The sequence below is a fragment of the Priestia sp. FSL P4-0332 genome (assembly GCF_038005845.1).
In the GTDB taxonomy this organism is placed as follows: Bacteria; Bacillota; Bacilli; order Bacillales; family Bacillaceae_H; genus Priestia.
Window position 1 is genome coordinate 3,113,461 of the sequence record NZ_JBBOUA010000001.1, and the last position, 22,926, is coordinate 3,136,386.

General features: G+C 38.5%; 26 protein-coding genes. 10 read left to right on the plus strand and 16 right to left on the minus strand.

What is annotated here, in order from left to right; genetic code table 11:
- Positions 1–4 precede the first annotated feature (4 nt).
- The 3 genes from MKY06_RS15925 to MKY06_RS15935 all read right to left on the minus strand — a co-directional run bounded on the left by MKY06_RS15925 (position 5) and on the right by MKY06_RS15935 (position 4,225).
- Positions 5–3,043, minus strand: a complete 3,039-nt coding sequence (locus tag MKY06_RS15925; RefSeq protein WP_029322757.1) for an efflux RND transporter permease subunit — start codon at positions 3,041–3,043, stop codon at positions 5–7.
- A 123-nt stretch (positions 3,044–3,166) separates the two neighbouring features.
- Positions 3,167–3,616 (minus strand): DUF6188 family protein, encoded by a 450-nt coding sequence (locus MKY06_RS15930; protein WP_013057813.1) that lies wholly within the window; start codon positions 3,614–3,616, stop codon positions 3,167–3,169.
- Positions 3,617–3,649: 33 nt separating this feature from the next.
- Positions 3,650–4,225, minus strand: a complete 576-nt coding sequence (locus MKY06_RS15935; protein WP_013057814.1) for a TetR/AcrR family transcriptional regulator — start codon at positions 4,223–4,225, stop codon at positions 3,650–3,652.
- A 260-nt stretch (positions 4,226–4,485) separates the two neighbouring features.
- Here MKY06_RS15935 and MKY06_RS15940 point away from each other — a divergent pair, with 260 nt between their 5' ends.
- Complete coding sequence (locus tag MKY06_RS15940) at positions 4,486–4,779, plus strand: DUF3817 domain-containing protein (protein WP_013083888.1); 294 nt, start codon at positions 4,486–4,488, stop codon at positions 4,777–4,779.
- A 47-nt stretch (positions 4,780–4,826) separates the two neighbouring features.
- Here MKY06_RS15940 and MKY06_RS15945 read toward each other — a convergent pair whose 3' ends face one another.
- Positions 4,827–5,201 carry a DUF7674 family protein gene (locus MKY06_RS15945; protein WP_029322762.1) on the minus strand — a complete coding sequence of 125 codons (375 nt, stop codon included), beginning with the start codon at positions 5,199–5,201 and terminating at the stop codon, positions 4,827–4,829.
- 75 nt (positions 5,202–5,276) lie between these two features.
- Positions 5,277–6,554, minus strand: coding sequence for an imidazolonepropionase (gene hutI / locus MKY06_RS15950; RefSeq protein WP_029322765.1), 1,278 nt, complete (start codon positions 6,552–6,554; stop codon positions 5,277–5,279).
- Between the two features lie 413 nt (positions 6,555–6,967).
- Here hutI and MKY06_RS15955 point away from each other — a divergent pair, with 413 nt between their 5' ends.
- Positions 6,968–7,231, plus strand: coding sequence for a hypothetical protein (locus MKY06_RS15955; RefSeq protein ID WP_013057818.1), 264 nt, complete (start codon positions 6,968–6,970; stop codon positions 7,229–7,231).
- Between the two features lie 31 nt (positions 7,232–7,262).
- On the opposite strand, the gene MKY06_RS15960 is transcribed toward MKY06_RS15955, so the two are convergent.
- From MKY06_RS15960 to MKY06_RS15970, 3 genes are all read right to left on the minus strand, one after another.
- On the minus strand, positions 7,263–8,093 hold the full coding sequence (locus MKY06_RS15960; protein WP_029322768.1) for an LCP family protein: 831 nt from the start codon (positions 8,091–8,093) through the stop codon (positions 7,263–7,265).
- Positions 8,094–8,226: 133 nt separating this feature from the next.
- Positions 8,227–8,769 carry a GNAT family N-acetyltransferase gene (locus MKY06_RS15965; protein ID WP_013057820.1) on the minus strand — a complete coding sequence of 181 codons (543 nt, stop codon included), beginning with the start codon at positions 8,767–8,769 and terminating at the stop codon, positions 8,227–8,229.
- A 101-nt stretch (positions 8,770–8,870) separates the two neighbouring features.
- Positions 8,871–9,284, minus strand: coding sequence for a hypothetical protein (locus tag MKY06_RS15970; protein ID WP_013057821.1), 414 nt, complete (start codon positions 9,282–9,284; stop codon positions 8,871–8,873).
- Positions 9,285–9,469: 185 nt separating this feature from the next.
- On the opposite strand from MKY06_RS15970, the gene MKY06_RS15975 reads away from it, so the two are divergent.
- The gene (locus tag MKY06_RS15975) at positions 9,470–10,249 is read left to right on the plus strand and encodes an undecaprenyl-diphosphate phosphatase (protein ID WP_025751115.1); all 780 of its coding nucleotides are present in this window, start codon (positions 9,470–9,472) and stop codon (positions 10,247–10,249) included.
- A gap of 1 nt (position 10,250) precedes the next feature.
- A complete protein-coding gene (locus tag MKY06_RS15980; RefSeq protein WP_013057823.1) occupies positions 10,251–10,589 on the plus strand; it encodes a hypothetical protein in 339 nt (112 codons plus the stop codon).
- 29 nt (positions 10,590–10,618) lie between these two features.
- Here MKY06_RS15980 and qoxD read toward each other — a convergent pair whose 3' ends face one another.
- From qoxD to MKY06_RS16010, 6 genes are all read right to left on the minus strand, one after another.
- Complete coding sequence (qoxD, locus tag MKY06_RS15985; RefSeq protein ID WP_013057824.1) at positions 10,619–10,927, minus strand: cytochrome aa3 quinol oxidase subunit IV; 309 nt, start codon at positions 10,925–10,927, stop codon at positions 10,619–10,621.
- A gap of 3 nt (positions 10,928–10,930) precedes the next feature.
- Complete coding sequence (qoxC, locus tag MKY06_RS15990; RefSeq protein ID WP_013057825.1) at positions 10,931–11,539, minus strand: cytochrome aa3 quinol oxidase subunit III; 609 nt, start codon at positions 11,537–11,539, stop codon at positions 10,931–10,933.
- Positions 11,539–13,482, minus strand: a complete 1,944-nt coding sequence (gene qoxB / locus MKY06_RS15995) for a cytochrome aa3 quinol oxidase subunit I (RefSeq protein ID WP_013083896.1) — start codon at positions 13,480–13,482, stop codon at positions 11,539–11,541. Before qoxB ends, qoxC begins: the two co-directional genes overlap by 1 nt.
- 46 nt (positions 13,483–13,528) lie before the next feature.
- Positions 13,529–14,482, minus strand: a complete 954-nt coding sequence (qoxA, locus tag MKY06_RS16000) for a cytochrome aa3 quinol oxidase subunit II (protein WP_013057827.1) — start codon at positions 14,480–14,482, stop codon at positions 13,529–13,531.
- 566 nt (positions 14,483–15,048) lie between these two features.
- Positions 15,049–15,627 carry a hypothetical protein gene (locus MKY06_RS16005; RefSeq protein ID WP_013057828.1) on the minus strand — a complete coding sequence of 193 codons (579 nt, stop codon included), beginning with the start codon at positions 15,625–15,627 and terminating at the stop codon, positions 15,049–15,051.
- Between the two features lie 307 nt (positions 15,628–15,934).
- Positions 15,935–16,282, minus strand: coding sequence for a hypothetical protein (locus MKY06_RS16010; RefSeq protein ID WP_013057829.1), 348 nt, complete (start codon positions 16,280–16,282; stop codon positions 15,935–15,937).
- Between the two features lie 386 nt (positions 16,283–16,668).
- Here MKY06_RS16010 and MKY06_RS16015 point away from each other — a divergent pair, with 386 nt between their 5' ends.
- Positions 16,669–17,130, plus strand: coding sequence for a hypothetical protein (locus MKY06_RS16015; protein ID WP_029322774.1), 462 nt, complete (start codon positions 16,669–16,671; stop codon positions 17,128–17,130).
- Between the two features lie 57 nt (positions 17,131–17,187).
- On the opposite strand, the gene MKY06_RS16020 is transcribed toward MKY06_RS16015, so the two are convergent.
- Positions 17,188–17,340 carry a hypothetical protein gene (locus MKY06_RS16020; RefSeq protein ID WP_170960212.1) on the minus strand — a complete coding sequence of 51 codons (153 nt, stop codon included), beginning with the start codon at positions 17,338–17,340 and terminating at the stop codon, positions 17,188–17,190.
- Between the two features lie 80 nt (positions 17,341–17,420).
- Positions 17,421–17,660 (minus strand): hypothetical protein, encoded by a 240-nt coding sequence (locus MKY06_RS16025; protein ID WP_025751108.1) that lies wholly within the window; start codon positions 17,658–17,660, stop codon positions 17,421–17,423.
- A gap of 187 nt (positions 17,661–17,847) precedes the next feature.
- Between MKY06_RS16025 and MKY06_RS16030 the strand changes: the two genes are divergently transcribed.
- The 5 genes from MKY06_RS16030 (at position 17,848) to MKY06_RS16050 (ending at position 22,783) form a co-directional block, all read left to right on the plus strand.
- Complete coding sequence (locus MKY06_RS16030; protein ID WP_223272366.1) at positions 17,848–18,276, plus strand: PAS domain-containing protein; 429 nt, start codon at positions 17,848–17,850, stop codon at positions 18,274–18,276.
- A 284-nt stretch (positions 18,277–18,560) separates the two neighbouring features.
- Positions 18,561–18,920 carry an ArsR/SmtB family transcription factor gene (locus tag MKY06_RS16035; RefSeq protein ID WP_289915859.1) on the plus strand — a complete coding sequence of 120 codons (360 nt, stop codon included), beginning with the start codon at positions 18,561–18,563 and terminating at the stop codon, positions 18,918–18,920.
- Between the two features lie 31 nt (positions 18,921–18,951).
- Positions 18,952–21,513 carry a heavy metal translocating P-type ATPase gene (locus MKY06_RS16040; protein WP_098326050.1) on the plus strand — a complete coding sequence of 854 codons (2,562 nt, stop codon included), beginning with the start codon at positions 18,952–18,954 and terminating at the stop codon, positions 21,511–21,513.
- Positions 21,514–21,571: 58 nt separating this feature from the next.
- The gene (locus MKY06_RS16045) at positions 21,572–22,192 is read left to right on the plus strand and encodes a class I SAM-dependent methyltransferase (protein WP_098326051.1); all 621 of its coding nucleotides are present in this window, start codon (positions 21,572–21,574) and stop codon (positions 22,190–22,192) included.
- An 84-nt stretch (positions 22,193–22,276) separates the two neighbouring features.
- On the plus strand, positions 22,277–22,783 hold the full coding sequence (locus MKY06_RS16050) for a PCYCGC motif-containing (lipo)protein (protein WP_041816582.1): 507 nt from the start codon (positions 22,277–22,279) through the stop codon (positions 22,781–22,783).
- Positions 22,784–22,926 lie beyond the last annotated feature (143 nt).

Genomic DNA, 22,926 nt, shown 5'->3' on the forward strand with positions numbered 1-22,926 from the left:
GTTCTTATGTCGTTTCTTTTTCCAGCTGTTTTTCTCTTTTCACTTGCTTTGCGAAGAAGAGTTCGTATACCACTGGAATAATAATTAAGGTAAGAAGGGTAGATGACGCAAGCCCTCCGATCACCGTGATAGCTAAGCCTTTTGAAATCAGCGTTCCGCTTGATGTAGTAAGCGCCAGCGGAATTAATGCAGCAATGGTAGCAAACGCCGTCATTAAAATTGGACGCAAGCGCGTTTTCCCAGCTTCAATAAGGGATTGGCGGATCGTCATGCCTTTTTGTTCACGATTTTGGGTAATTCGATCTACAAGTACAATCGCGTTTGTTGTAACAATTCCAATCAGCATTAAGAATCCAATCATGACGCTGACGGACAGCGGTTCTTTTGCAAGTACTAGACCAACTAACGAACCGATTGGCACAAAAATGAGTGACGATAAAATGATAAATGGAATACGCGCTTTTCCAAACGTAACGAGCATCGTTAAATACACAAGGCCGATTGCCGTTAAAATAGCTAGACCTAGAGATTGGAAGACTTCCACTGTCTCGTCGCTTCCGCCTCCACCGTCCAAGCTCACATCTTTTGGCAAGTCTAACTTTTTTACTCCATCTACAACATCTTTGGTCACAGCTTGAACATCATCGCCTTTAATATCTGCTTCCACTCGCGCAAATACTTTGCCGTCAAGCTTTTGAATAGAAGTGAACGTATCAATTGTACGAACGTCAGCAATATCTTTTACTAACACAGGCCCTCGTTCTGTAAATACTTGAAGATCTTTAATTTCTTTTACTGAACTAAGGTCTTTATCGTACGAAAGCTGAACCGCTCGTTTTGTATTATCTAATTTTAAGTCTCCAACGGATACTGGTTTGGTTTGGTCGGAGATTGTACCAAGCAGCTGAAATCCAGATACTCCGTACTCTGCGGCTTTATCAGGATCTACTTCTACTACAAGCTGCTTTTGCTTATCTGAGAAGTTATTTGTTACATATTTAAGACGTTTGTCTTTGTTTAAGTGGTTTTCCACTTGCTTAGCTGCCTTTTGCAAGTCATTTAAATTAGAAGAATATAAATCAACCGTTACGTTATTATTTGTAGGAGGCCCTCCTGTTGATGCTTCTTGTACATTAACTGTTGCTTTCGGTGATTCTTCTTTCGTGATGCTTTCCATTTTCTTTTGAACTTTATCAATAAACGTATCAACATTCACGCCTTCTTTTACGTTCAAGAAATAGCCAACTTGGTTCGGGCGTTTTACACCTGTTGAAAAGTCGCGTGATCCAACTTCCGTAGTCACATCTGAAATTTCATTTTGATCCGCAAACATCTTTTCAATTTTTAAAGATACATCGTTTGTTTTTTCAAGTGATGTAGATGCCGGTAATTGAACGTTGGCCTGAAGCATTTTTTGTTCTTCATTTGGAATAAACGTAAAGCCAAGTGAAGGAACAAGCGCAAATGAGCCAAACAGTAAAATAAAGGATAAAATTAAAATTTTGATTTTATGATTAAGCGACCATGCAATCGCTTTTGCATATCCGCGCTGCAGCTTTCCTTCTTTTTCTTCAGGCGGGACTTTTTTAAATGCAAACTTTGCTAAAATCGGCACGATTGTAATCGCTACAAGAAGAGATGCTAACAGTGAAAAAACAACTGTTAAGGCAAACGGCAAGAAGAACTCTCCTGTAATTCCTCCTACAAAGCCGATTGGCAAGAATACGACAACCGTTGTAATGGTAGACGAGGTAATGGCTTTTAAAATCTCTTTTGTGGACGATTCGACAAGCTCGTTGCTCATGCCTTCTTCTGAACGGCGAACGCGTCTAAAAATATTTTCAATCACAACAATACTGTCATCCACTACGCGCCCAACGGCTACAGCCATTCCGCCTAGTGTCATAATGTTAAGTGAAATATCAAGCTGATTTAAGAAAATAGCTGATACTAACAGCGATAATGGAATCGATATAATGGCAATGATCGTAGCGCGGAAGTTACGCAAGAAAATCAGTACGGCAAGTGACGCAAATAATGCTCCCAGCAATCCTTCGCGCACTAATGTTTCAACAGACTTTTCAATGCCGTCAGCTGAGTCAAAGCCGATTGCGTAGTCTAACTGATCGTCATATTTTTTCAAAATTTTCATCGTTTCGCTCGCCACTTCAACCGTATTAGCATCTTGTTTTTTTGTGATGGCCATCGACAGTGCATCTTTGCCGTCATAGCGTGTATATTCGCCTTGTTCTGTTACGGCTTCGACTTTGGCAATATCGCCAAGCTTCACAGGCTTTGCTTCAGGATTCATCGTAGATTTCAGCTGGATTTTCTTTAATGCATCGATCGTCGCAACTTTTTCTTCTACTCGCACTGGAATTTGAAGCTCTTTTCCGTTTAATGTTCCTGCTGGGAATGAAACAGCTTTTTGATTAATTTGTTCTTTCATCCCATCAAGCGTTAAGCCAGCTTGAGCTGCTTTTTCTTTATCGACCGTAATTTGTAAAAGGTCCTCTTTCACGCCGCCAACTGAGACGGAGTTAATACCTTGAATTTTATTCAATTCAGGAATCACTTCATCGTTTAATACTTTTTCAAGATTTGCATCATCTTTCGCAAACAGTGAAATGTTGAAAATCGGGAATGAACCAAATGAAAAACGGTTTACGTCTACATTTGATGACTCTGGTAAATCTAATTCTTTTATCGACGAGTTAATTTGCTGTTCAGCTTTATCTAAATCCGTATTAAACGGGAATTCTAAATTAATAATACCGACGTTTTCATACGATACGCTTTGTACGCTTTTAACGCCTTCAATTCCTTTCACTTGGTCTTCGATTTTCGACGTGACGCTTTCATTTACGTCATCAGGAGAAGCCCCGGGATACGTTGCTTCAATGGACAGCTGCGGAAATTCGATATTCGGCAGTAAATCAATTTTTAGTTTTGAAAATGAATATAGCCCCGCTAAAATAAGTAAAAATGAAACGATAAACACAGCTACCGCATTTTTTAAACTAAATCTCGTCAAAAAATTCATCTTTTTCCTCCGTTACGTAACTAAGTTATTTGAAAAGCCTTCATCCTTTAATAGCTGCAGACCCGTTTTATTTTTTTTTAACAATTTTAGAGTACCCGCGGGTCAGTTTTTCGTGAAAAAAACTCACCTCCTTTCATGTGCTGATGAACTGTCTATACAAACTGAAATTTGATGGTCGCACGCTCCCCCTGGCAGCGAGATAAAAGAAAAGCCGTCTTGACCATATAAATCCCAACCTTCAAAAAAAGAGCTGTCGTGAAACATATCTAGCGCATACCCATTAGAAAATGTAATTCGAAGTATACCGATATCTTCATACCACTGTATAGAGATAATGTGCTGGCCAAGCAGCAGTGCTTCGACTTGCTGACGCTGCTCGGCAGAATGTAGCGATTTCCAGTCCGCTTGACCAAGCAAGATGCTGCGTTTGTTTTTTAGTCTCCATGGACATTCTGCCACAAGTCCACCTTTACTAAATCCAAGAGAAAACGGCAGGGTATTGTCTGTGTTAACCTTGGTAACGGTTTGTTCTTGAAAATATGAAAAATTAATTACTGTGCTGCTGGTATTCATCATATCCCTCCATTATCAACCAGTACCGACGAGTCATTTTTGGGTCTCAAAATAACAGCCTTCAATGTATAAGTTCACAATGAACTCCGCATAGTTCATGATATCTTCTTCTGTTATATCATCGTCGGAAACGATATCCATCTTATACCCATTTAACATGCTGCAAAACGCTTTTGAGTGTAAGAAAGCATTTTTTATTTTCTGCTCTTCAATCAATTTAGCAACAAGCCCGTGATAATCCTCAAAAAATTGATGAAGACGACCCATCATTTCTGGCATTTGGTGAGGGGCTTGCCAAAAAGAGTCCGGATATTTTTTAGTTTCGTAAAAAAAGAGCAGGTGATGCTTCGCAATTGAATACAGCTTTTCATGAAACGTTTGGCATTCATCCGTTCTTCGCTTTGCATGATACAAAAACTCATCAAACGAACGATTGTTCACAGCGATATAAAGCGACTCTTTAGACGAAAAGTACAAGTAAAGCGTTCCTTTAGATACACCTGCTAGTTTAGCAATATCAATCATTTTTGCTTCATAGTAGCCTTTGGATCCGAACACTTCAAAAGCAGCATCTAAAATTTTCTCTCTTTGCTGTTTTCGGTTTGTCATGGTAAAAAATCCTCTCATACGTTTTCGATACTATACATATAAAATAATTAAAATAACTTGTCAACACGTAGTGTGCTCTTTTATCCCTTGCATCACAAGAGTATGTCAGTTTTTCAAACAAAATACTTCTATAAAGCAAATTAAAGCGTTTTCGACTTTTTTGTGACAGATACAAATGATGCTTGTATATGAAGAGCTCGCTATGGTACATTTTTGTCATTGATACAGAAATTTATTCCGTCGTTACGGGAGGAGAAAACATGGTTCTTACATCACCAATCGGTCGCCTGCGTTTAGTAGGAATTTTAGAAGGAATTTCATTTTTACTGCTGCTTGGCATTGCTATGCCGCTAAAATATGCAGCAGGCATACCCGAAGCTGTATCAGTTGTAGGCGCAGCACACGGTGCACTTTTTGTGCTGTACGCTCTTGCAGTCGTTCATGTGAAATTCGCCCATAAATGGTCAATCGGCCGCTCTTTATTTGCATTTCTTATGTCGGTTATTCCATTTGGTCCTTTTATTTTAGAGAGACAGCTGAAAAAAGAACAGTAAAAGAAAAGAACGTCACGGACATCATGTTTCCATGACGTTCTTTTTCCTTACTGTTCAGCACTGTTTTCGCTAAAATGGTCAATCGTTTTCCACCACTTCAGTGAGTGAGGTTTTAATAGCATTCCAATTTCTTCTGGGCTAATTTGCTGATCTATAATCATTTCATGCATTGCTTGAAAGAGTCCCGTTGTAACAGCTTCTTTCACATCAGCTTCACCTTCTATATACAGCTGTTCAATCGCTTCAAATACGTCCGGTTCACGCTGGAGCTGGCCGTTATATTCAAGAGAGATTAAATGACCCGCAACACGGCTTAATTCATGCTGCAGCTCGTCTTTATCGTTGAGGTCCACTTCTTCGCTTGGCTCAAAAGATGGGCAAGCTTCTTTTAGTAATGGAATAACATTTTGTTTTGTAATCATATCTAAATTCCCTGCCTTTGCATGTGTGACAAATTCTCTATTCTTTACCCTTTTCTCTTTTTCTATAAACTTGTTTTACAAAACTTTTCCGTTTTCTACAACTACTTCTCCTTTTTTTACTACGCAGTCAATATGATTTAAGCCATACTGATATTGAAGGGTTCGATAACTAGAGACATTAAAAATCGCTAGGTCAGCCTGTTTTCCGGCTTCAATACTCCCAATCTTATCTCCTTGATTAATAGCATGAGCTGCGTTAAGAGTTGTGGCTACAAGCACTTCTTCAGGACTCATGTTCATATTCATACATGCCAGGTTCATCACAAATTGCTGTGAAGTCGTTGGAGATGAACCTGGATTGCAGTCTGTAGAAAGAGTAACCGGAACTCCTAAATCGATCATTTTTCTAGCATCTGGCCATTTCATTCCAACAAATAAGGAATTCCCGGGTAAAAGTGTGGCTACGATCCGTTTTTCAGCCAGTTTCTTTAATCCTTCATCAGAAGCATACAAAAGATAATCTGCTGATATCGCTCCTACCTCTGCTGCGAGCTCCGCTCCTCTGCAGTATTCAAAGGGGTCGGCATGTATTTTAGGAAGCATGCCATATCTTTTCCCGGCTTCGAGTATTTCTTGACATTGTTTGAATGAAAAAGCATTTGGAAGACATACAGCATCATTAAATGCTGCAAGGTTATAAGAAGAAATTTGAGGAATCATTTCGTGAATAAGTAAATTGACGTATTTCTGCGTATCTTTTTTATATACAAGAGGTACGACGTGTGCGCCTAAAAAGGTACTTACTACATCAACTGCGTGCGTATCATTCAGCATTTTAGCGATTTGCAGCTGCTTTAGTTCTGTTTCTAGTTCTAAGCCATACCCGCTTTTCACTTCTATAGTTGTGACTCCGTGAGCTAGAAAAGACGTAAGACGCTCATAGCTCTGCTGATAAATCCGGTACGCATACTCTTCCTGTGTTTGAACGACAGTGGAGTGAATACCTCCACCTTCTTCTAATAAATCCAAGTAAGAAGTTGGCCTTTCAAACCGCCTATAAAATTCTTCTTCACGCGAGCCAGCGTACACAGCGTGTGTATGGGGATCAATCAGACCCGGAGTCACAATTTTATGAGAAGCATCAATAATCGTTGCGTCATTTCTTTCCCTTTCATATTTTTGTTCTAGCTCTTTTGTTGTACCTACGGTCACAATTTGATCTCCTTCTATCCAGACTGAGCCATTTTCAATCACCGTCAAGTTCCTCATTTCTTTTCCAGCTAAAGGACCTTTATTTTCTTTGGCCGTTACAACTTGCGAAGCATTTTTAATCCATAGCGCTTTTTTTGACATCGTTGAATTTCCCCCTTTTCTAGCATGTACCACGTTTTGGGGCCTCATGTTTACCGTAAACTCATTTAGATTCACCTACACATTTCGCACCTCTGCCTTCTTTCTTGTAGGTAGAAATTTGAAAAAGCATGTCCATGGTCTGAAAAGCGTGTTTTTAAGTCTTTAAAGCTAGATAACTTATATTTTTTTCAATTATATACGCTTTTAGACCCTCCTTTTCTCCGTTTTCTTACTTATCGACTCTCGTTTTATACAAATATATCCTTATATACTAAATCTTTTATCACATGTATTTTATAAACATCACGGCGAGTTCCCCTCAACAGGATAAATAATAGATTTCTAGGAATAGAACGTTTATAATATTCTTTGAAGTTTTACTTTTAGAAAGATTCACTAATGGAGGAAGAAATATGATTGTCAACTATAAAAACCAAGCAACCGGTCATCGCATGAATAACGGCTGGAATCTTTTCTACGCGTCAAACTTAACGATGTGGCGCAAAGATGAAAAGTATTTGCTTTTAGATGAAAACCAAGATGTAGTGATGATCTTTGGCTTTAAAAAAGACGAAATCATTCTAGATAAATTGCAAACGTGGGGCTATACATTTGGTGTCCATCCAGAGAAAAAACAAATTTCCTGCTTGCAGCGTCAAGAAGAAATTGGTGAATAAAAAGAGGGCTGAATTTTTTCAGCCCTCTTTTTTATTCATTGGTTTGTTGAAACATAGCGCTCAGCTGTTTTTTTTCAGATGGTTTGACAACATAATACCATGTACCATCTACCATTTGCCCTTCTCCTTTTACCGTTACCGTTTCGAAATCAGGCCGGCCATTCTTAATGATGTTATACATCGTAAATGCATCGCTGACATCAATATTCGTTCGAATATGCTTTTTTACAAGCGTGAGGAGACTTGGAATGTTTTTCACCGTTGACATGTTCATTCCTTTATCTAATAGAGCTTCCACTACTTGGCGCTGGCGATTATTTCTTCCTAAATCTCCTTTTGGATCTTCGTGTCTCATCCTCACATAAGCAAGAGCTTTTTCGCCGTTCAACGCATTTTCTCCTTCAGGAAAGATAAATGAATCAAACACAAAAGGAAACGGGTTCTTAACGTTCACTCCGCCAAGTTCATCTACTACATCTTTAAAGCCTTCCATATTTACTTTCACATAATAATCGACATCGATATCTAAGAATTTCTCAACCGTGCGCACGGTTAAAGGAATCCCTCCGTATCGATAAGCATGATTAATTTTCTCATCCGTTCCTTTTCCATCAATGTGCACGCGTGTATCTCTAGGGATCGGCATAACTTTTGCTTTATTGTGGCTCGTATCTAAGTTGACCACCATTAATACATCTGAGCGGCCTGTATCTCCCGGCCTTTCATCTACGCCCATCACCAGTACATTAAACGAGTGAGACTGCTCTTTAGCAGATGTTTGCTGTTGATAGGCAATTCCAAATCCAGCGGTTCCTAAAAGCAAAATACATGCCGCTAAGATCCCTATTTTGTATTTTTTCATTCATACGGTCTCCTTTACACATCACTTACTCTCTATATGCCTTAATGAATGAAAATTTATACCTTTTTAGAGAAATTTAAGCACACGTCAAAAAAGCCTGCTTGTTGAGAAGCTGGCTTTTCACTAGTAGATTTTAGCTTGATTTTTGATGCACATCACGCTGTGCCCATTCACTTTCTAACATACTCATTTCAATTAAGCTCCAGTACTGTCCATCTACAAGCCGGACATCTCGAAGAAGGCCTTCGCGTGTAAAGCCAATTCGTTCATAGGACTGAATCGCCCGCTCGTTAAAATCAAAGACGCCGAGCGAAATTCGGTGAAGACCCAGTTCTTCAAAACCGAAAGCTAACACTTTTTCAAACATGTGCGAGCAAAGCCCTTTTCCTCTATACTTTTCACCAAGCAGTACTCGGCCAATTCTTCCTGTTTTATGATAATAATCAATATGAGCAAGAGAAATATGCCCAATAAGCTGTTCATTTTCATCTATGACGGAAAAAGCATAGGTAGAAGCACCATCTTCATTTGCATATCGAATGTAGTGTTTTAACTGTCTAGGAGTAAGCGGAAAAGAAAAGCTAGAGCCGCTCCATTGCACCATAAATGACTCGGAGGGAATCCAATCCATTAGCTGTTTAAAGTCTTTTTTGGAGAACGGTCGTAGAGCTATCACATAATTCTCCCCCTTATTATTTCTGACTTTTCTAAATATATTACATTTATCATAATAAACTGTCAACTGTCTATGTAAAAAAAAGCCATCATTTCGATGACTTATAGCTGTAATGCTTTTCTGAGAAGAGTTAAATCATGAGTGAATTCAAAAAAATAGGTTCTATTTTCATTGTCAAATACCATCATGATTGGCTTTTGATTCGGCTCAAGAACAAAAATAACTTCACTTGCCAGCGTGTTGACCGCACTATTTTCAATTTTTACGGCTGGATCAAGAGGTACTTTAACAAGATAGCCTTTTTTAGGAAGCGGACTTGCCTTTTTATATAAACCAGTAATGGACGCAATACTTTTTTCGGCTTCTTTTTGAACACTTGGGGGTTTGAGCGTTGAACGAACGACTCTGCCCGTTTCAATTTGAAATATCTCTACTTTTGGCTGTTCAGCACTTACTGCCTGCGGAAAAATAAAAGCAGCGAATACGACGCATACAGCAACCCATTTTCGTATCATTTTTAGCACCTCTTTCCATTCATTGTGGATGAGATGGAGATAAGAATGGTCGTCTCTTCTTATACTATGACCTATTTTTATGTATTTATTTCACTAAATGAATGCCTATACTTCCATGTTTTTGTCATGTTCTCAGAACTTCCTCTATACACTACTAATAAGGACACGCTGTATGAGGTGATAAGATGTCGTGGTTTGAAGCATTTATTTTGGGAATCATTCAAGGGCTTACAGAGTTTTTACCGATAAGCAGCACGGGGCATTTGTATTTAGGACGCCACTTATTTGGCTTAGACGATGCAGGACTGTATTTAGATACGATGTTGCATATGGGCACTCTGCTTGCTGTATTTGTCTTTTATAAGCGTGAGCTATGGCATATTATTCGTCATCCCTTTAGCAAGCTTACAGGGCTTTTAGTGATAGGAACAATCCCTGCAGTTGCGATTGGTCTTTTGTTCAAAGACTATTTTGACAGTATTTCTAAATCTGGCTTAACGATTGGCTGGGAATTTCTTGCGACGGGACTGCTTTTATGGTTTGGTGATTCCGTAAAAAATGGCTATAAAAAAATGGATCATATTTCATACGGAGATGCCTTTTTTATCGGCTCGTTTCAAGCAGCTGCGATATTCCCTGCTGTATCTCGATCGGGCTTAACGATGGTAGCTGCGTTAATGCGAAAATTAGACCGTGAAACAGCCGCTTACTTTTCATTTTTATTGTCGACTCCCGCTATTTGTGGAGCGGTGTTACTTCAGTTAAAAGATGTAGTCACAGGTGAAGTCGAGCAGCTTTCCGTTTTCTTTTTATTCGTCGCCACCCTTTCATCTGCTTTATTTGGTTATGTAGCGGTAAAATGGATGATCAATTATTTAAAGCATCATTCATTAAAAACGTTTGCAATTTACGTTTGGATATTAGGTGCAGTCGTGCTGGTTTGTCAGTTTACGGGGGTGTTTTAAGATGAAGATGAAAGTCCGGACGCTTTTTTTAGTATTGTTTTTTGCCGGCATTTTAGTTGTGACAAGCTATGTTGATAACAATTCCCAGCAGTCGTTTGACAGCTTATCTCACCTTTCACTTGATGGAGGAGCTGTTGAAACCTCTGCAGATGAAGGCGAGGCGGAACAATTAAACATGTCGGTCAAAGAAGTTCATGTTAAAACAGAAAAAAGAGGCGGATACCGAATTGAAGTGTACGAACAAGTAAATGTTTATAGAGATGATAAAGGAAAAGTAGTAAAAAAAGTTCCCACGGGAGAATATCAAACGTTGAAATATAAACTGAATGAAAAAAAATAAACCACTTACCGAAGTAAGTGGTTTTATTTTTAATGGTTAAAGTGAGCTGCAAGAATCCACAGTGTACCAACAACGATACAAAGTGCAATAAAGAAACTGTAAAGAATGTTTGCAACCTGTACTTTACCATTTTCACTTTCAGTCATGTGCATGAACATTACTAGCTGCATTGCTGCTTGTAATAACGCTAGGATCATGATAAGAGTCATCGTAATGCTTCTTGATAGATCAGCTAGCACTACTAAACCAAGCGCTGCGAATGTTAAGGCTAGTGAAAGGATAAGCCCAAATACATGACTAAGCGGAAAACCTGCTTTTTGGCCTTGTTTATTTTCCATGTCTTATCCCACCAATCCGTTCAAGTATACAAGCGTGAAGATGAAGATCCATACAACATCAAGGAAATGCCAGTATAAACCGATAATAAATACTTTACGAGCAGTAACTGGTGTTAATCCTCGTCTTACTAATTGAATAATAATACTGATTGCCCAGAATACACCGACTGTTACGTGAAGACCGTGCGTTCCAAGTAGTGTAAAGAACCCTGATAAGAAGGCACTTGTTTGCATTGTTGCACCTTCGTGAACTGCGTACATGTAAAACTCACGAATTTCGTAGAAAAGGAATCCTCCACCAAGGACAAGCGTAATAACGAACCAAACTAAAAGTCCTTTTAAATCATTATTACGCATTTTAAAGATGGCAATTCCCATCGTGAAACTACTGAATAGTAGTAACAGCGTTTCGATCATAAAATCTTTAACAACGAACAGTTCTTCTGCAGTAGGGCCACCCGCTGTACGCGTATGGTACGTTAAGTACGTTACGAACAGCGTAGAGAACAACGCGATCTCGGCACCTAAGAAAATCCAGAATCCAAGGATATTCAGGCGACTTTGTTCTTCTTGGTATTCTAACGGCAATGATTTATCTAAATGTCCTGCCATTATTTGTCACCCCCTGTAATTCCTTCAACCTTCTTGATTTCATCTACTTTTACATAGAAGCCCGGATCATAATCAAATGAACGAGCAAGCATACAAGCAAAAATACCTGCCAATCCAACGATTGCCATTGGAATCCATTCAAATACTAAGCCAAATCCACCGATAAACCAGAAAATACCTGAGATAAACGGCACACCAGAGTTGCTTGGTAAGTGAATTGGTTTTAAGTCTTCTGCTTTAATTTCTGTTTCATTACGTTTTTTCATGTGCCAGAATGCATCCATTTCTTTCACATGAGGAATTACTGCAAAGTTGTAAGCTTGAACTGGTGATTTAGTCCACCACTCAAGTGTACGACCATCCCAAGGATCGTTTGCAGTGTCGCGTTTGTTTTTCCATGCACTGTATAATAAGTTAACTACTAATACGAAGAAGCCTAGACCCATTAAGAATGCACCGATTGTTGAAACTAAGTTTAATCCGTTCCAGCCAAGGTTGTCTGCATAAGTTTGCATACGACGAGTCATACCGTCTAAACCTAGGAAGAATTGTGGGAAGAAACATACGTTAAATCCAACAACAAAAATCCAGAATGAAATTTTTCCTAATTTTTCGTTCAACGTGTGACCGAAAATTTTTGGATACCAGAAGTATAAACCTGCGAAACAGCCAAACACTGTACCAGAGATTAATACATAGTGGAAGTGAGCGATTAGGAAGTAACTGTTATGATATTGATAATCGGCTGATGCCATCGCAAGCATAACCCCTGTTACCCCACCGATTACGAAGTTTGGAATAAACGCTAATGACCAAAGCATCGCAGTCGTAAATTTGATACGGCCTTTATACATTGTAAAGAGCCAGTTAAAGATTTTAACTCCGGTTGGTACGGCAATTAACATCGTTGTGATTGAGAAGAACGAGTTAACTGACGGTGAGTTACCCATTGTAAAGAAGTGATGCACCCATACAAGGTAACTTAAGAATGCGATACCGACCATTGATACAACCATTGCTTTATAACCGAATAAGTTCTTACGAGAATGTGTACTGATAACTTCTGAGAAGACACCGAATACCGGTAAAATAACGATATATACTTCAGGGTGACCCCAAATCCAGAATAAGTTAGCCCACATCATTGGAAGACCGCCGTTAGCCATTGTAAAGAAGGCTGTTCCGAATACACGGTCAAGTGTCATAAGTGCAAGCGCTACTGTTAATACAGGGAACGCGAAAATGATAATAATTGATGTGATGAAGATTGACCAAGTAAACATTGGCATTTTCATCATTGTCATGCCAGGAGCACGCATTTTTAAAATTGTTACAAAGAAGTTGATACCAGTCATTAATGTACCAGCACCAGCAATCTGTAGTGAAACGGCATAGAAGTTATTTCCGATGCCCTCACTGAATTCTTTACCTGCAAGCGGGAAGTAACTTGTCCAACCTGCATCAGGAGCTCCTCCGATTACGAAAGAAAGGTTAAATAGCATTGCTCCCATAAAGAATGTCCAGAAACTAATTGCGTTTAAGAACGGATATGCTACGTCACGCGCACCAATTTGTAATGGAACGATTACGTTCATTAGTCCGATAATAAATGGCATTGCCATGAATAAGATCATGATAACACCGTGAGCCGTGAAGACTCCGTTGTAGTGATGTTCATCTAAAATGTTCATACCCGGGAATGCAAGCTGCATACGCATCATGATTCCATCGATTCCGCCGCGGAAAAGCATTAATACAGCTGAAAGGATGTACATGACACCGAGTCTTTTATGGTCAACTGTTGTTAACCATTCTGTCCATAACCATTTCCATTTCTTGAAATATGTTAAGACAAAAACGATACCGATGACCGTCATAGCGATTGCTGCATCAGCAGCGTAAATCATAGGTTCGCCAGTGACGAAAAATTCATCTAGCTTCATTATGTCTTCCCCCAATCATTACGTTATTTAGTGTAATAAATGAATGTTATTCATGATTTGAGTGATCCATGTTTTCCATTTCTTCATTACTCGTTTTTTCGTCTTCTTTCATCTTGCTGTGATCATGTCCTGTACCACGTTCTAGCTCTTTGCCAGGAATGTATACATCTTTTGCATGGTCAATCCATTTTAAATGTGTACCGTTGTAAGTTTGACGACCAACAACGCCTGGGCTTAGGATTTGATCATATTTCTTTTCAGTCAGTTTACCAGCTGTGCCTTTTACGTCGCTAACCCACTCTTTGAAGTCTTTGTCCGTTTGAGCTTGAACTTCGAACTGCATTTGAGTGAAATGTTCACCAGAGAAGTTAGCACTACGTCCCATATAAGAACCAGGCTTATCAGCTTCTAAGTATAATGGCATTGACATGTTGTTCATCGAATATTTTTGTCCGCCAAGTTCTGGTACCCAGAATGAGTTCATAGGCCCTTGAGCTGTTAACTCAAATTTCACTGGCGTATCCGCTGGAATGTTTACGTAGTTAACCGTCTCGATATTTTGTTCCGGATAACTGAAAATCCATTTCCAGTTTGCAGATGTAACGTGAATCACGATTGGATCTTTATCCTTTGATTCTGCCGGTACTTCTTCTGCAGAATAGATCGCTTTAACAGTTGGCACTGCTAATAGAATTAAGATGATGATTGGGAATGCTGTCCAAATAACCTCCATCTTTAAGTTACCTTCTTGCTCAGGTGGCTCATAGTCCATGTTTTCAGGTTTTTCACGATATTTGACAAGAACAAATATAAAAATAGCAAATACGACAACAACCACGATCAACATCATCCACATAGACCAAATGATTAAATCAGATTGCGTTTTTGCAACAGGACCTTGCGGGTTCAATACAGCAAGCTTTGAACAACCGCTCAAAAATACTAGTGAAAGCGCAGATAGTAAACCTACTAGCTTCCAAAATCCTTTTTTTGGTTTCACTTAAAACTCTCCTTTCTAACAACACATGATGCGAAGCCTATATTGATGAACATTCAAAATGCGCTATCTTTCGCTAGATAACGACATTTTTATACAGACTCTCTTCCCCCTTATTTGTAGGCCACTACTATTGTAATACAAAATGACATTTTTTTCGTCCCTTTTGCTTTATTTTTTTATATTAAAAATATTCTAATATAGTGACTGTACCAATGGGGTTAGAGTGCTTCAACCTTGCGATATTCTATCACATAATTTGGTATGAATAAATGTAAATAAAAGGATCTAGCTCCCATTTCTTAACTATTTCTTTAGGAATAACTGCAAAATTAGCTTTGTACGTTTGCTTCAACATTGATATATCAATACACATCGACATAATTGAATATTTTGTGACAAATTTTCAAAGAAAATGTGACGCCTTGTATGAAACTTATTTTGCCCGTTAATTCCCCTTTACTTTGTAGCAAATATTTGATTTTTTTGCTTAAAATTCTTTCTTTCGAAAATATGAACAAAACGTGAATTTTTTTAAAAAGCTTTTTATTATAGAAAAGAGCTGCGTGTTATTCACGCAGCTCTTGATCCATAAATTCTTTAACCGTGATATCATCCCCTGCTTTATCTAGCAGCGTTGTCGTTGCTGGAAACGGATGTTTAATATGACTCGGTATCTTTTCATACAGCACAAAATAATCACTTTTTGGGACGGCGGCATCAATTGTATATGTATCGTGCACCAAAGCCGCCTTTACTCGCTCAATTTGTTTACTTCTATTTGTTCCTGTAAACAGCGCATATGTCCCTTTATTTGTATGGATATCATCATAATCCACTAAATTGCTCATTTTGGTACTGACTTCAATACGCAGGCGTTTGTTCCATCCTTGCTTCAATACGGCCATTCCTTCTTTATCACCAGGTATGGAGAATAAGGCTATGTATGTATTAGAGTGATCAACCCGTTTAAAATCTTGCAGCGTAATCCTTGCAGAACCATCAATACTTTCTTTATGCTCCCAATTTCGCAAATGCTGCTGCACACTTGCAGCATTGTTTTCAATCGGATATCGAATCATCTCATACGCAACAATTACAACCGCTATACAAATGAACAGAAATAGCAACCGCTTTATCTTTCGCACATCTATTCACCTTCCTTAGCTTACTCCCCTTTTATGTAATTGCCTAAATTATAACTTCCTATTAAACCTCTGTCTATGCACTAGGAGAACTACGTTTTTTTTTACCACAAAAGGGATTTTTCAAACCTTTTGTCATAAAAATACGCTAAAAGACTCAGTAGCTGTTGAACCAAAAGAAACCGATCCCTGCCCCCTTCTCATCTTCATAACAAAAAAAGATACCCGTTTTGACACAGGTATCTTTCAGCTTATATATCACAGCTTTCCAAAAGGAAACCCTATAAAGGGTCATTTGCTGTTCTTTTTATTACACACATCTTTCCGCACACATGTATCCCTTGACCTGATACCCATGCTTTTTGAGCTGCCGAATGCTTAAATTTCGGGAAATGCTGTCAGGAACAATTACGACCACTTCTTTATATGGAATTTCTGCATGCTGTCTCTCTAAATAAGGAAGCGGAATATGGATTGCTTTTTGACAGGGGTTTTGTTTCATTTCATGAAAATGACGAACATCTACATACGAAATTGTTGTAGAAGCACAGTCGACGGTCGTCACTTTCTTTATTCCCTGCACCGGCACATAGCGTTTATAAAAACTGTAACAAATTAATAAAAGTAAAATACCTATGCTCATATATAGTATCGCCATGTTTTCCTCCCAATTAATTTCTATACCCCTGTATGTATACTATATTCAAAAGAAAGAATCAACACAGAAGCACTCTATCTCATTTCTCTCTGAAAGAAAAATGGTCTTTTTACACTTTATTATGAAACCACAATAAAGTGACGAAATCAATCATTATTTATTTTGATTTTTCAAAAGATTTAAATACTAGTAAACAGATCGTTTTTTCTTATTATAATGAAGAAACGCAGAATTTTTATTTTCATTTCCCCTTTTCTTTCCCGTTAAAACTGAGGTTCGCTTATGAGTAATACATTAGAACCAATGTTGCACAAACGTCAGAAAAATGATTCTAAAAGTGAAGGATGCGAGATAGGATAGTATGAACACGTGAAGGGAGAGATATGATGTTTGATTTGTACTATGTTGTATTATTTACAGATCAAGGTGAGGTAGCAGGCACCTGCCCCATCTATATAAGTCCCGAAGAAGACGTTGAAAAAGAACTGTTAAAAAATATCACTTTGCATAAACAAAGGCTGCAGTCAAAAAAAGAAAAAGTGTTTTATTTTGACCGGGATAAAGAGGATATGACGGATTTATCAGGTCACTATGCACACATCCTTACATTTGCTAACAACGACAGTCAAATTGCAAAATGGCTGGAAGAAGCACATGAGAAGCTGTGCAAAGCCGGGGAACTTTTTGTGGAGAACGGTTATTTTCAAAGCGTTTTTATGCAATATATTAATCAAAAAAACAATGTTTTAGAAAATTATTCGTACGAAGTTTGTGAGAAATCCGTAAAATTCATCTATCAAGCGAGAGACTATATTGTGATTGGCTCAGAAAAATACGAGTTAACTTAAAAATGCGATATACACAAAAAAGGAAAGCTTCGGAAACGAAAGCTTTCCTTTTTTAGATTAATCTCCATCAAGGTTTGCCCGACAATTATTATGAGACAAAGAGGTACTTTGTGCTTCATGCTGTTTTTTCTCACCCTGCATTGTCATATCATCTTTTTCCGTTCTTCCTTTAGCGATGTGTTTAGTTTTATTTCCTTGGTTTAATGTCATGTTCATTCCCCTTTCTGGTGGATATAGTGTATGAAAATAACTCACACGCCATAAGAGGAAATGATATGAAAAAGCCCCTCTTAAATTGAGTGAGCTTTCTGCCTAAAACTGCTTTTCCTTTTATTGCTGAATCCGCATGAAAGGATATTCTCTATTTTAAACGTTCGTTTCTCGTTCCTTAGTAAGCACCAAGCTTTTACGCTCTGAGGATAAATTTTATACACAATAATAAATCGCTGTGTCAAACATCCTTTATCGTCCATATAAATAATTTCAACAGGTCGTTTTGAAGAGTAGCTTTCTTGAAGTAGCTGTCGCATAGAATTCGCTCCTTTAATTTTTATTTTATCGAACGTATGTTCTTTTTTCAAGTGTTTTATACTGAATAATTCTTTAGCTTTTACAGCTTAAAACGGGGAAAAGCATGGGGAAAATAATAAAAATCATACAAATATTAGGTAATTGTGATATGGTAAAAGGAATTACTTAAGTTGGGAGAGGTGCATGATGGAAAGTAACATACTTAAATGGATCCCCGTTCCTTACTTTCAATTAAATCAAGAAGGTGAAATCCTTCATTTTTCTAGTCAAGCACATTCTTATTTTTCTTCAGTCTCCAGTCTGTGGAGCATTATTCATAAAGACGACCGGAAACAAGCAATGTGGATGCTGTCACAGCACTCCTCACCTAACCCCATCATCAGGCATTTGCGTTTGAGAACGACCGATGATACATTTGTGAATTTTAAATGCACGATTCATTGGAAAAATGGTGTAGGGCATTTAGTATGTACCGAAAAGAAGAATGTCAAGGATCCGTTAGATGTTGTATTATCTGCTCAATCCTATTTAGAAAACTCGGACAAACGATTAAAAGAGTCGGACAAGGTGTTAAATAATTCAGCAGATTTATTATTTAACCGATTAAAACGCTAATTAAGTAAACAAAGTCTAAGCTATATTCCATTATTTCTATCATTTTTAAAATCATTAAAAGGCTACCTACAGGGGTGGCTTTTTGTTTTGGCCTGCATGTAAAGTCATTCTCTTTTCGCCCGCACCATTTAGTACAGAGTACATACACTAATAGGCATACTTTCTATATTTATGTTTTGCTCAGAAAAAAATTCCGAATAATCAATAAATGTTTGAACATTTTTTAAAATTGACATATATTATAAACAAACAATCATTTGAATGTTTGAATGAGGGAGGAAATCATGCCAAAAGACCGCTGTGATATTTATTGTTTTAACGAAGAAAAAGTAAATCGTATTAAGCCTGCTATCGATGCCGGAGCTGTTCAAGGTGTTTCTGCCCTGTTCAAAGCGTTAGGAGATGAAACGAGGCTTAAAATCGTCTTGGCTCTGTATAAAGGCGAGGAATTATGTGTATGTGACGTAGCCAATATTGTAGGCTCTACAGTTGCGACTGCTTCTCATCACTTAAGACTGCTGCGTAATATAGGAATTGCCAATTATCGCAAAGAAGGAAAGTTAGCTTTTTATTCTTTAAGGGATGCACATATTAAACAAGTAATTGATATCATGTTTGCTAAAAAAGAAGACGTAACCATTTAAGTTTTTCTTACCGTATAGGGAGTGGGACACAATGAAACACGAAGATAAAAAAAATCATCAGCATACCGGAAGCTGCTGCAGCGGATCTTCTTCACCAGAAATTGAAAGCAAGACCTGCTGCTCCTTTTCTTCAGAAGCCGCATCTACTGAAGAGCCTTCTTCCTGCGGCACAAAGAGTCATGAACACAGTCACAGCTGCTGTTCAGATACCATTGCGTTAACGACCGACAAAGGCCAGCATTCTTGCTGCAGTGATCACGATATAGTATCAGGCGACAGTGACATAGAAGAAACGGCTGAATACCGCGTATATGGAATGGATTGTCCTTCCTGCGCCGCGACGATTGAAAAAAGTTTAAAAACATTAAACGATATTCAACATGTAACCCTCAACTATAATACAGGGAAGCTCCAGGTAGCGGCAGCAAGTGAGTCAGCTCTGTTACTCATTCCAAGCTCAGTAGAAAAACTAGGGTTTAACATTGAGACTATCCAATCAAATAAAAAAATGAAAACGTATTTGATTGAAGGAATGGACTGCGCGGCTTGTGCGAACACAATTGTGAATCATTTAAAAACAGTTCCTGCTGTCAAAGATGTACGCGTTAACTTTTCAACGGGAAAAGCACAAATTGAGCACGATAACGAAGCGGATGACATTATTAAAGAAGTATCTAAAGCGGGGTATACCGCTACTTTAGTAACCAGCAGCAGGCAGTCTGCTGAGTCGCGGCACCATAAAGGCCAAAATGGACCGATTGTTTTTTCGGGTATTCTCATCGCATTAGGTTTTATCGGTTCTCATACAGGAATTGCTTCTTATATGACAACTGTACTCTACGCTATTGCCATGATTGTTAGCGGATATAAACCGGCTAAAAGTGCTTATTACGGAATTAAAAGCCGTTCTTTAGACATGAATGTTTTAATGACCGTTGCAGCACTTGGAGCAGCTGTTATTGGTGAGTGGCTTGAAGGTGCTACGGTCGTTTGGCTATTTGCTTTAGGTGTTGCTCTACAAACAAGGTCGATTGAACAAACAAGAAACTCCATACGAGGTTTGATGGATTTAGCTCCTTCTGAAGCATGGGTGAAAGAAAACGGCCAGCTGATTAAAAAAGCAGCGGAAGATATTTCAATCGGCACTACGATTGTCGTAAAGCCAGGAGACCGAATTCCGCTAGATGGTGAAATTATAAACGGCGAATCCAGTATCAACCAAGCTCCTATTACAGGTGAATCTATTCCAGTTGATAAAGTAATCGGTGATGCTGTTTATGCAGGCACCATTAACGAAAGCGGATCGTTAGAAATTAAGGTAACAAAGCTAGTCGAAGATACGACTATTTCTAAAATTATTCATTTAGTGGAAGAAGCACAGGAGAAAAAAGCGCCTACTCAAGCATTTGTTGATAAATTTGCAACCATTTACACGCCTATCGTCTTTATTTTAGCTTTATTCATTATGGTCATCCCTCCCCTGTTTGATGGTGCATGGAGTGAGTGGTTTTACAAGGGGCTTGAATTATTAGTTGTGGCTTGTCCATGCGCGCTAGTCATTTCTACTCCCGTCGCCATTGTATCTGCCATTGGAAACGCGGCGAAAAATGGTGTGCTCATTAAAGGCGGGACGTTTTTAGAAAAAGCTGGTGCAATCAATGCGATTGCTTTTGATAAAACAGGAACGCTAACAGAAGGTAAACCAGCCGTTTCAGAGGTTGTTTCCCTTGCTGCTGAAGAAAATCAGCTTTTAGCGATAACAAAAACGCTTGAAGACTATTCGAATCATCCCATTGCCCGTGCTATCGTGGATTATGCAGCGGAGAAAAAAGTCGATTCTTTACAAGGATCAAATTTTAAAATCCTTACAGGAAAAGGCGTTCAGGCAACAATTCAAGAAACGGTTTATTACGCAGGTAATGCAAAATTATTCTCAGATTTAGGAACACCTCTATCCCACTGCTGGTCTCATATTGAAAAGCTTCAAAACGAAGGTAAAACGATTATTATTGTCGGAACAGCTAAAAGTGTTCTAGGTATTATTAGCGTAGCTGATACCATCAGACATACAACCGTATCTGCTTTAGAAAGCCTCAAACAAAACGGAATGCAGCAAATTGTGATGTTAACCGGTGATAACGAAGGAACAGCTAAAATGATTGCCTCTGAGTCGCGGGTAGACCGCTATTTCGCCGATTTGCTGCCTGAAGACAAAGTAAAAGCCATACAGCAGCTTCAACATGAAGGGTATCAAACGGCTATGGTTGGAGATGGAATTAATGACGCCCCTGCCCTCGCAACTGCTGATCTTGGCATTGCAATGGGCGGTGCTGGTACTGATACGGCCATGGAAACAGCTGATATTGTTCTCATGGCAGACAATTTAGAAAAGCTTCCTCATACGATGAAGCTAAGCCGCAAAGCGTTAGCTGTCATCAAACAAAACATTTGGTTTTCTATTATTGTTAAAGTCATTGCCTTAGCCTTTATCTTCCCAGGGTGGCTTACTCTGTGGATTGCCGTTTTAAGCGATACAGGAGCAGCGCTACTTGTTATTTTAAACAGTCTTCGCTTACTCAAAATGAAAAAATAAATATAATCCATAAGCTTTCCAGCAGGCGTTGGAAAGCTTATTTTCTAGGAGGGTTTACGTGAATAACCGCTGGAATCAATTTATTTATAAGTGTTGGGCCCCTTTTTATGATGCGTTTTTTAATAATGGGATGTTTTATCAAGCCAGAAAAAAAGTCTTTCAAGACGTCCACTTTTCATCTGAACAGCGCATTTTATTTGTAGGTGTTGGAACGGGTGCAGATTTAGCTTTTATTCCTCATGAAGTAAATGTAACAGCCATCGACTATTCCAGTGAAATGCTTCAAAAAGCAAAAGATAAATACAAAAATCCATCTATAACCTTCCACCAAATGGACGCTCAGCAGCTAACATTCGACTCTTTTTCGTTTGATGTAGTTGTAGCAAGCTTAATTCTTAGCGTAGTACCTGATGCGGAGCAAGCTTTAAAAGAAATGACAAGAGTAGTAAAGCCTAAGGGAACTATCCTGATTTTTGATAAATTTGAAACTAAAAAGAAATCAGCGACTTTTGCTAAAAAAATATTCCGCCCTTTCGTAAAATTACTAGGAACGGATATTGGACTCTCTTTTGAACATGTGTTTGAAGCAAGCCGGGATCAGCTTATCTTAAAGGAAAATTCAAGCGTCATGTTGAAAGGTATGTATCGGAAAATTATTTTGCAGAAAGTTGATGAATGACTTCAAAGACGAATAATGTCTTTTTCACATGATGGATGTACATATCATTTTCTATCTTTAATTGAAGAAAGGATGAACATTTTGATGATGAAATCAAAGGTCATAACAGTTGTCCTTGCAGCAAGCATGGTCTCCGGCTGCGGAAACGAAAGTAAAGAAAGTTCAGGAAGCAAACGTACAGAAGCAACACAACATGAAGAACATCAGCAGCACACATTAGGTGATAAACGAGAAGAAACAAAAAATAGTGAAACTCTTCCCTCTTTTCTGAATGACAAGCCCGAAGACATGCAGCTTATTTATGCAGCCGCTGCTAAGCATCAAACCTTACTAGAAAACATTCCTTGCTACTGCGGATGTGGAGAAGAAGCTAATCATCAAAACAACTACGACTGTTTTATCTTCGAAAACAAAGGAAACGGCGCAGTGACGTGGGATGATCACGGAACAAAATGCGGCGTCTGTTTAGAAATAGCGGCTCAAGCTGTAGTAGACTACAGCAAAGGCAAAAGCATCGAAGACATTCGCCAAGAAATCGATGATAAATATAAGGAAGGCTATGCTACGCCTACTCCTACGCCCGAGGTATGATGCTTCAGTATAAAATAAAAATTAGTAAAAGACTTTGATTTCTTTATTCAAAGTCTTTTTGTCATTTTATTATTGGTTGATAAACTCTCGGTTGACCTCACCTTTTTAAGTCCTTGTAAAATGTCATAATGTAAAAATAACAC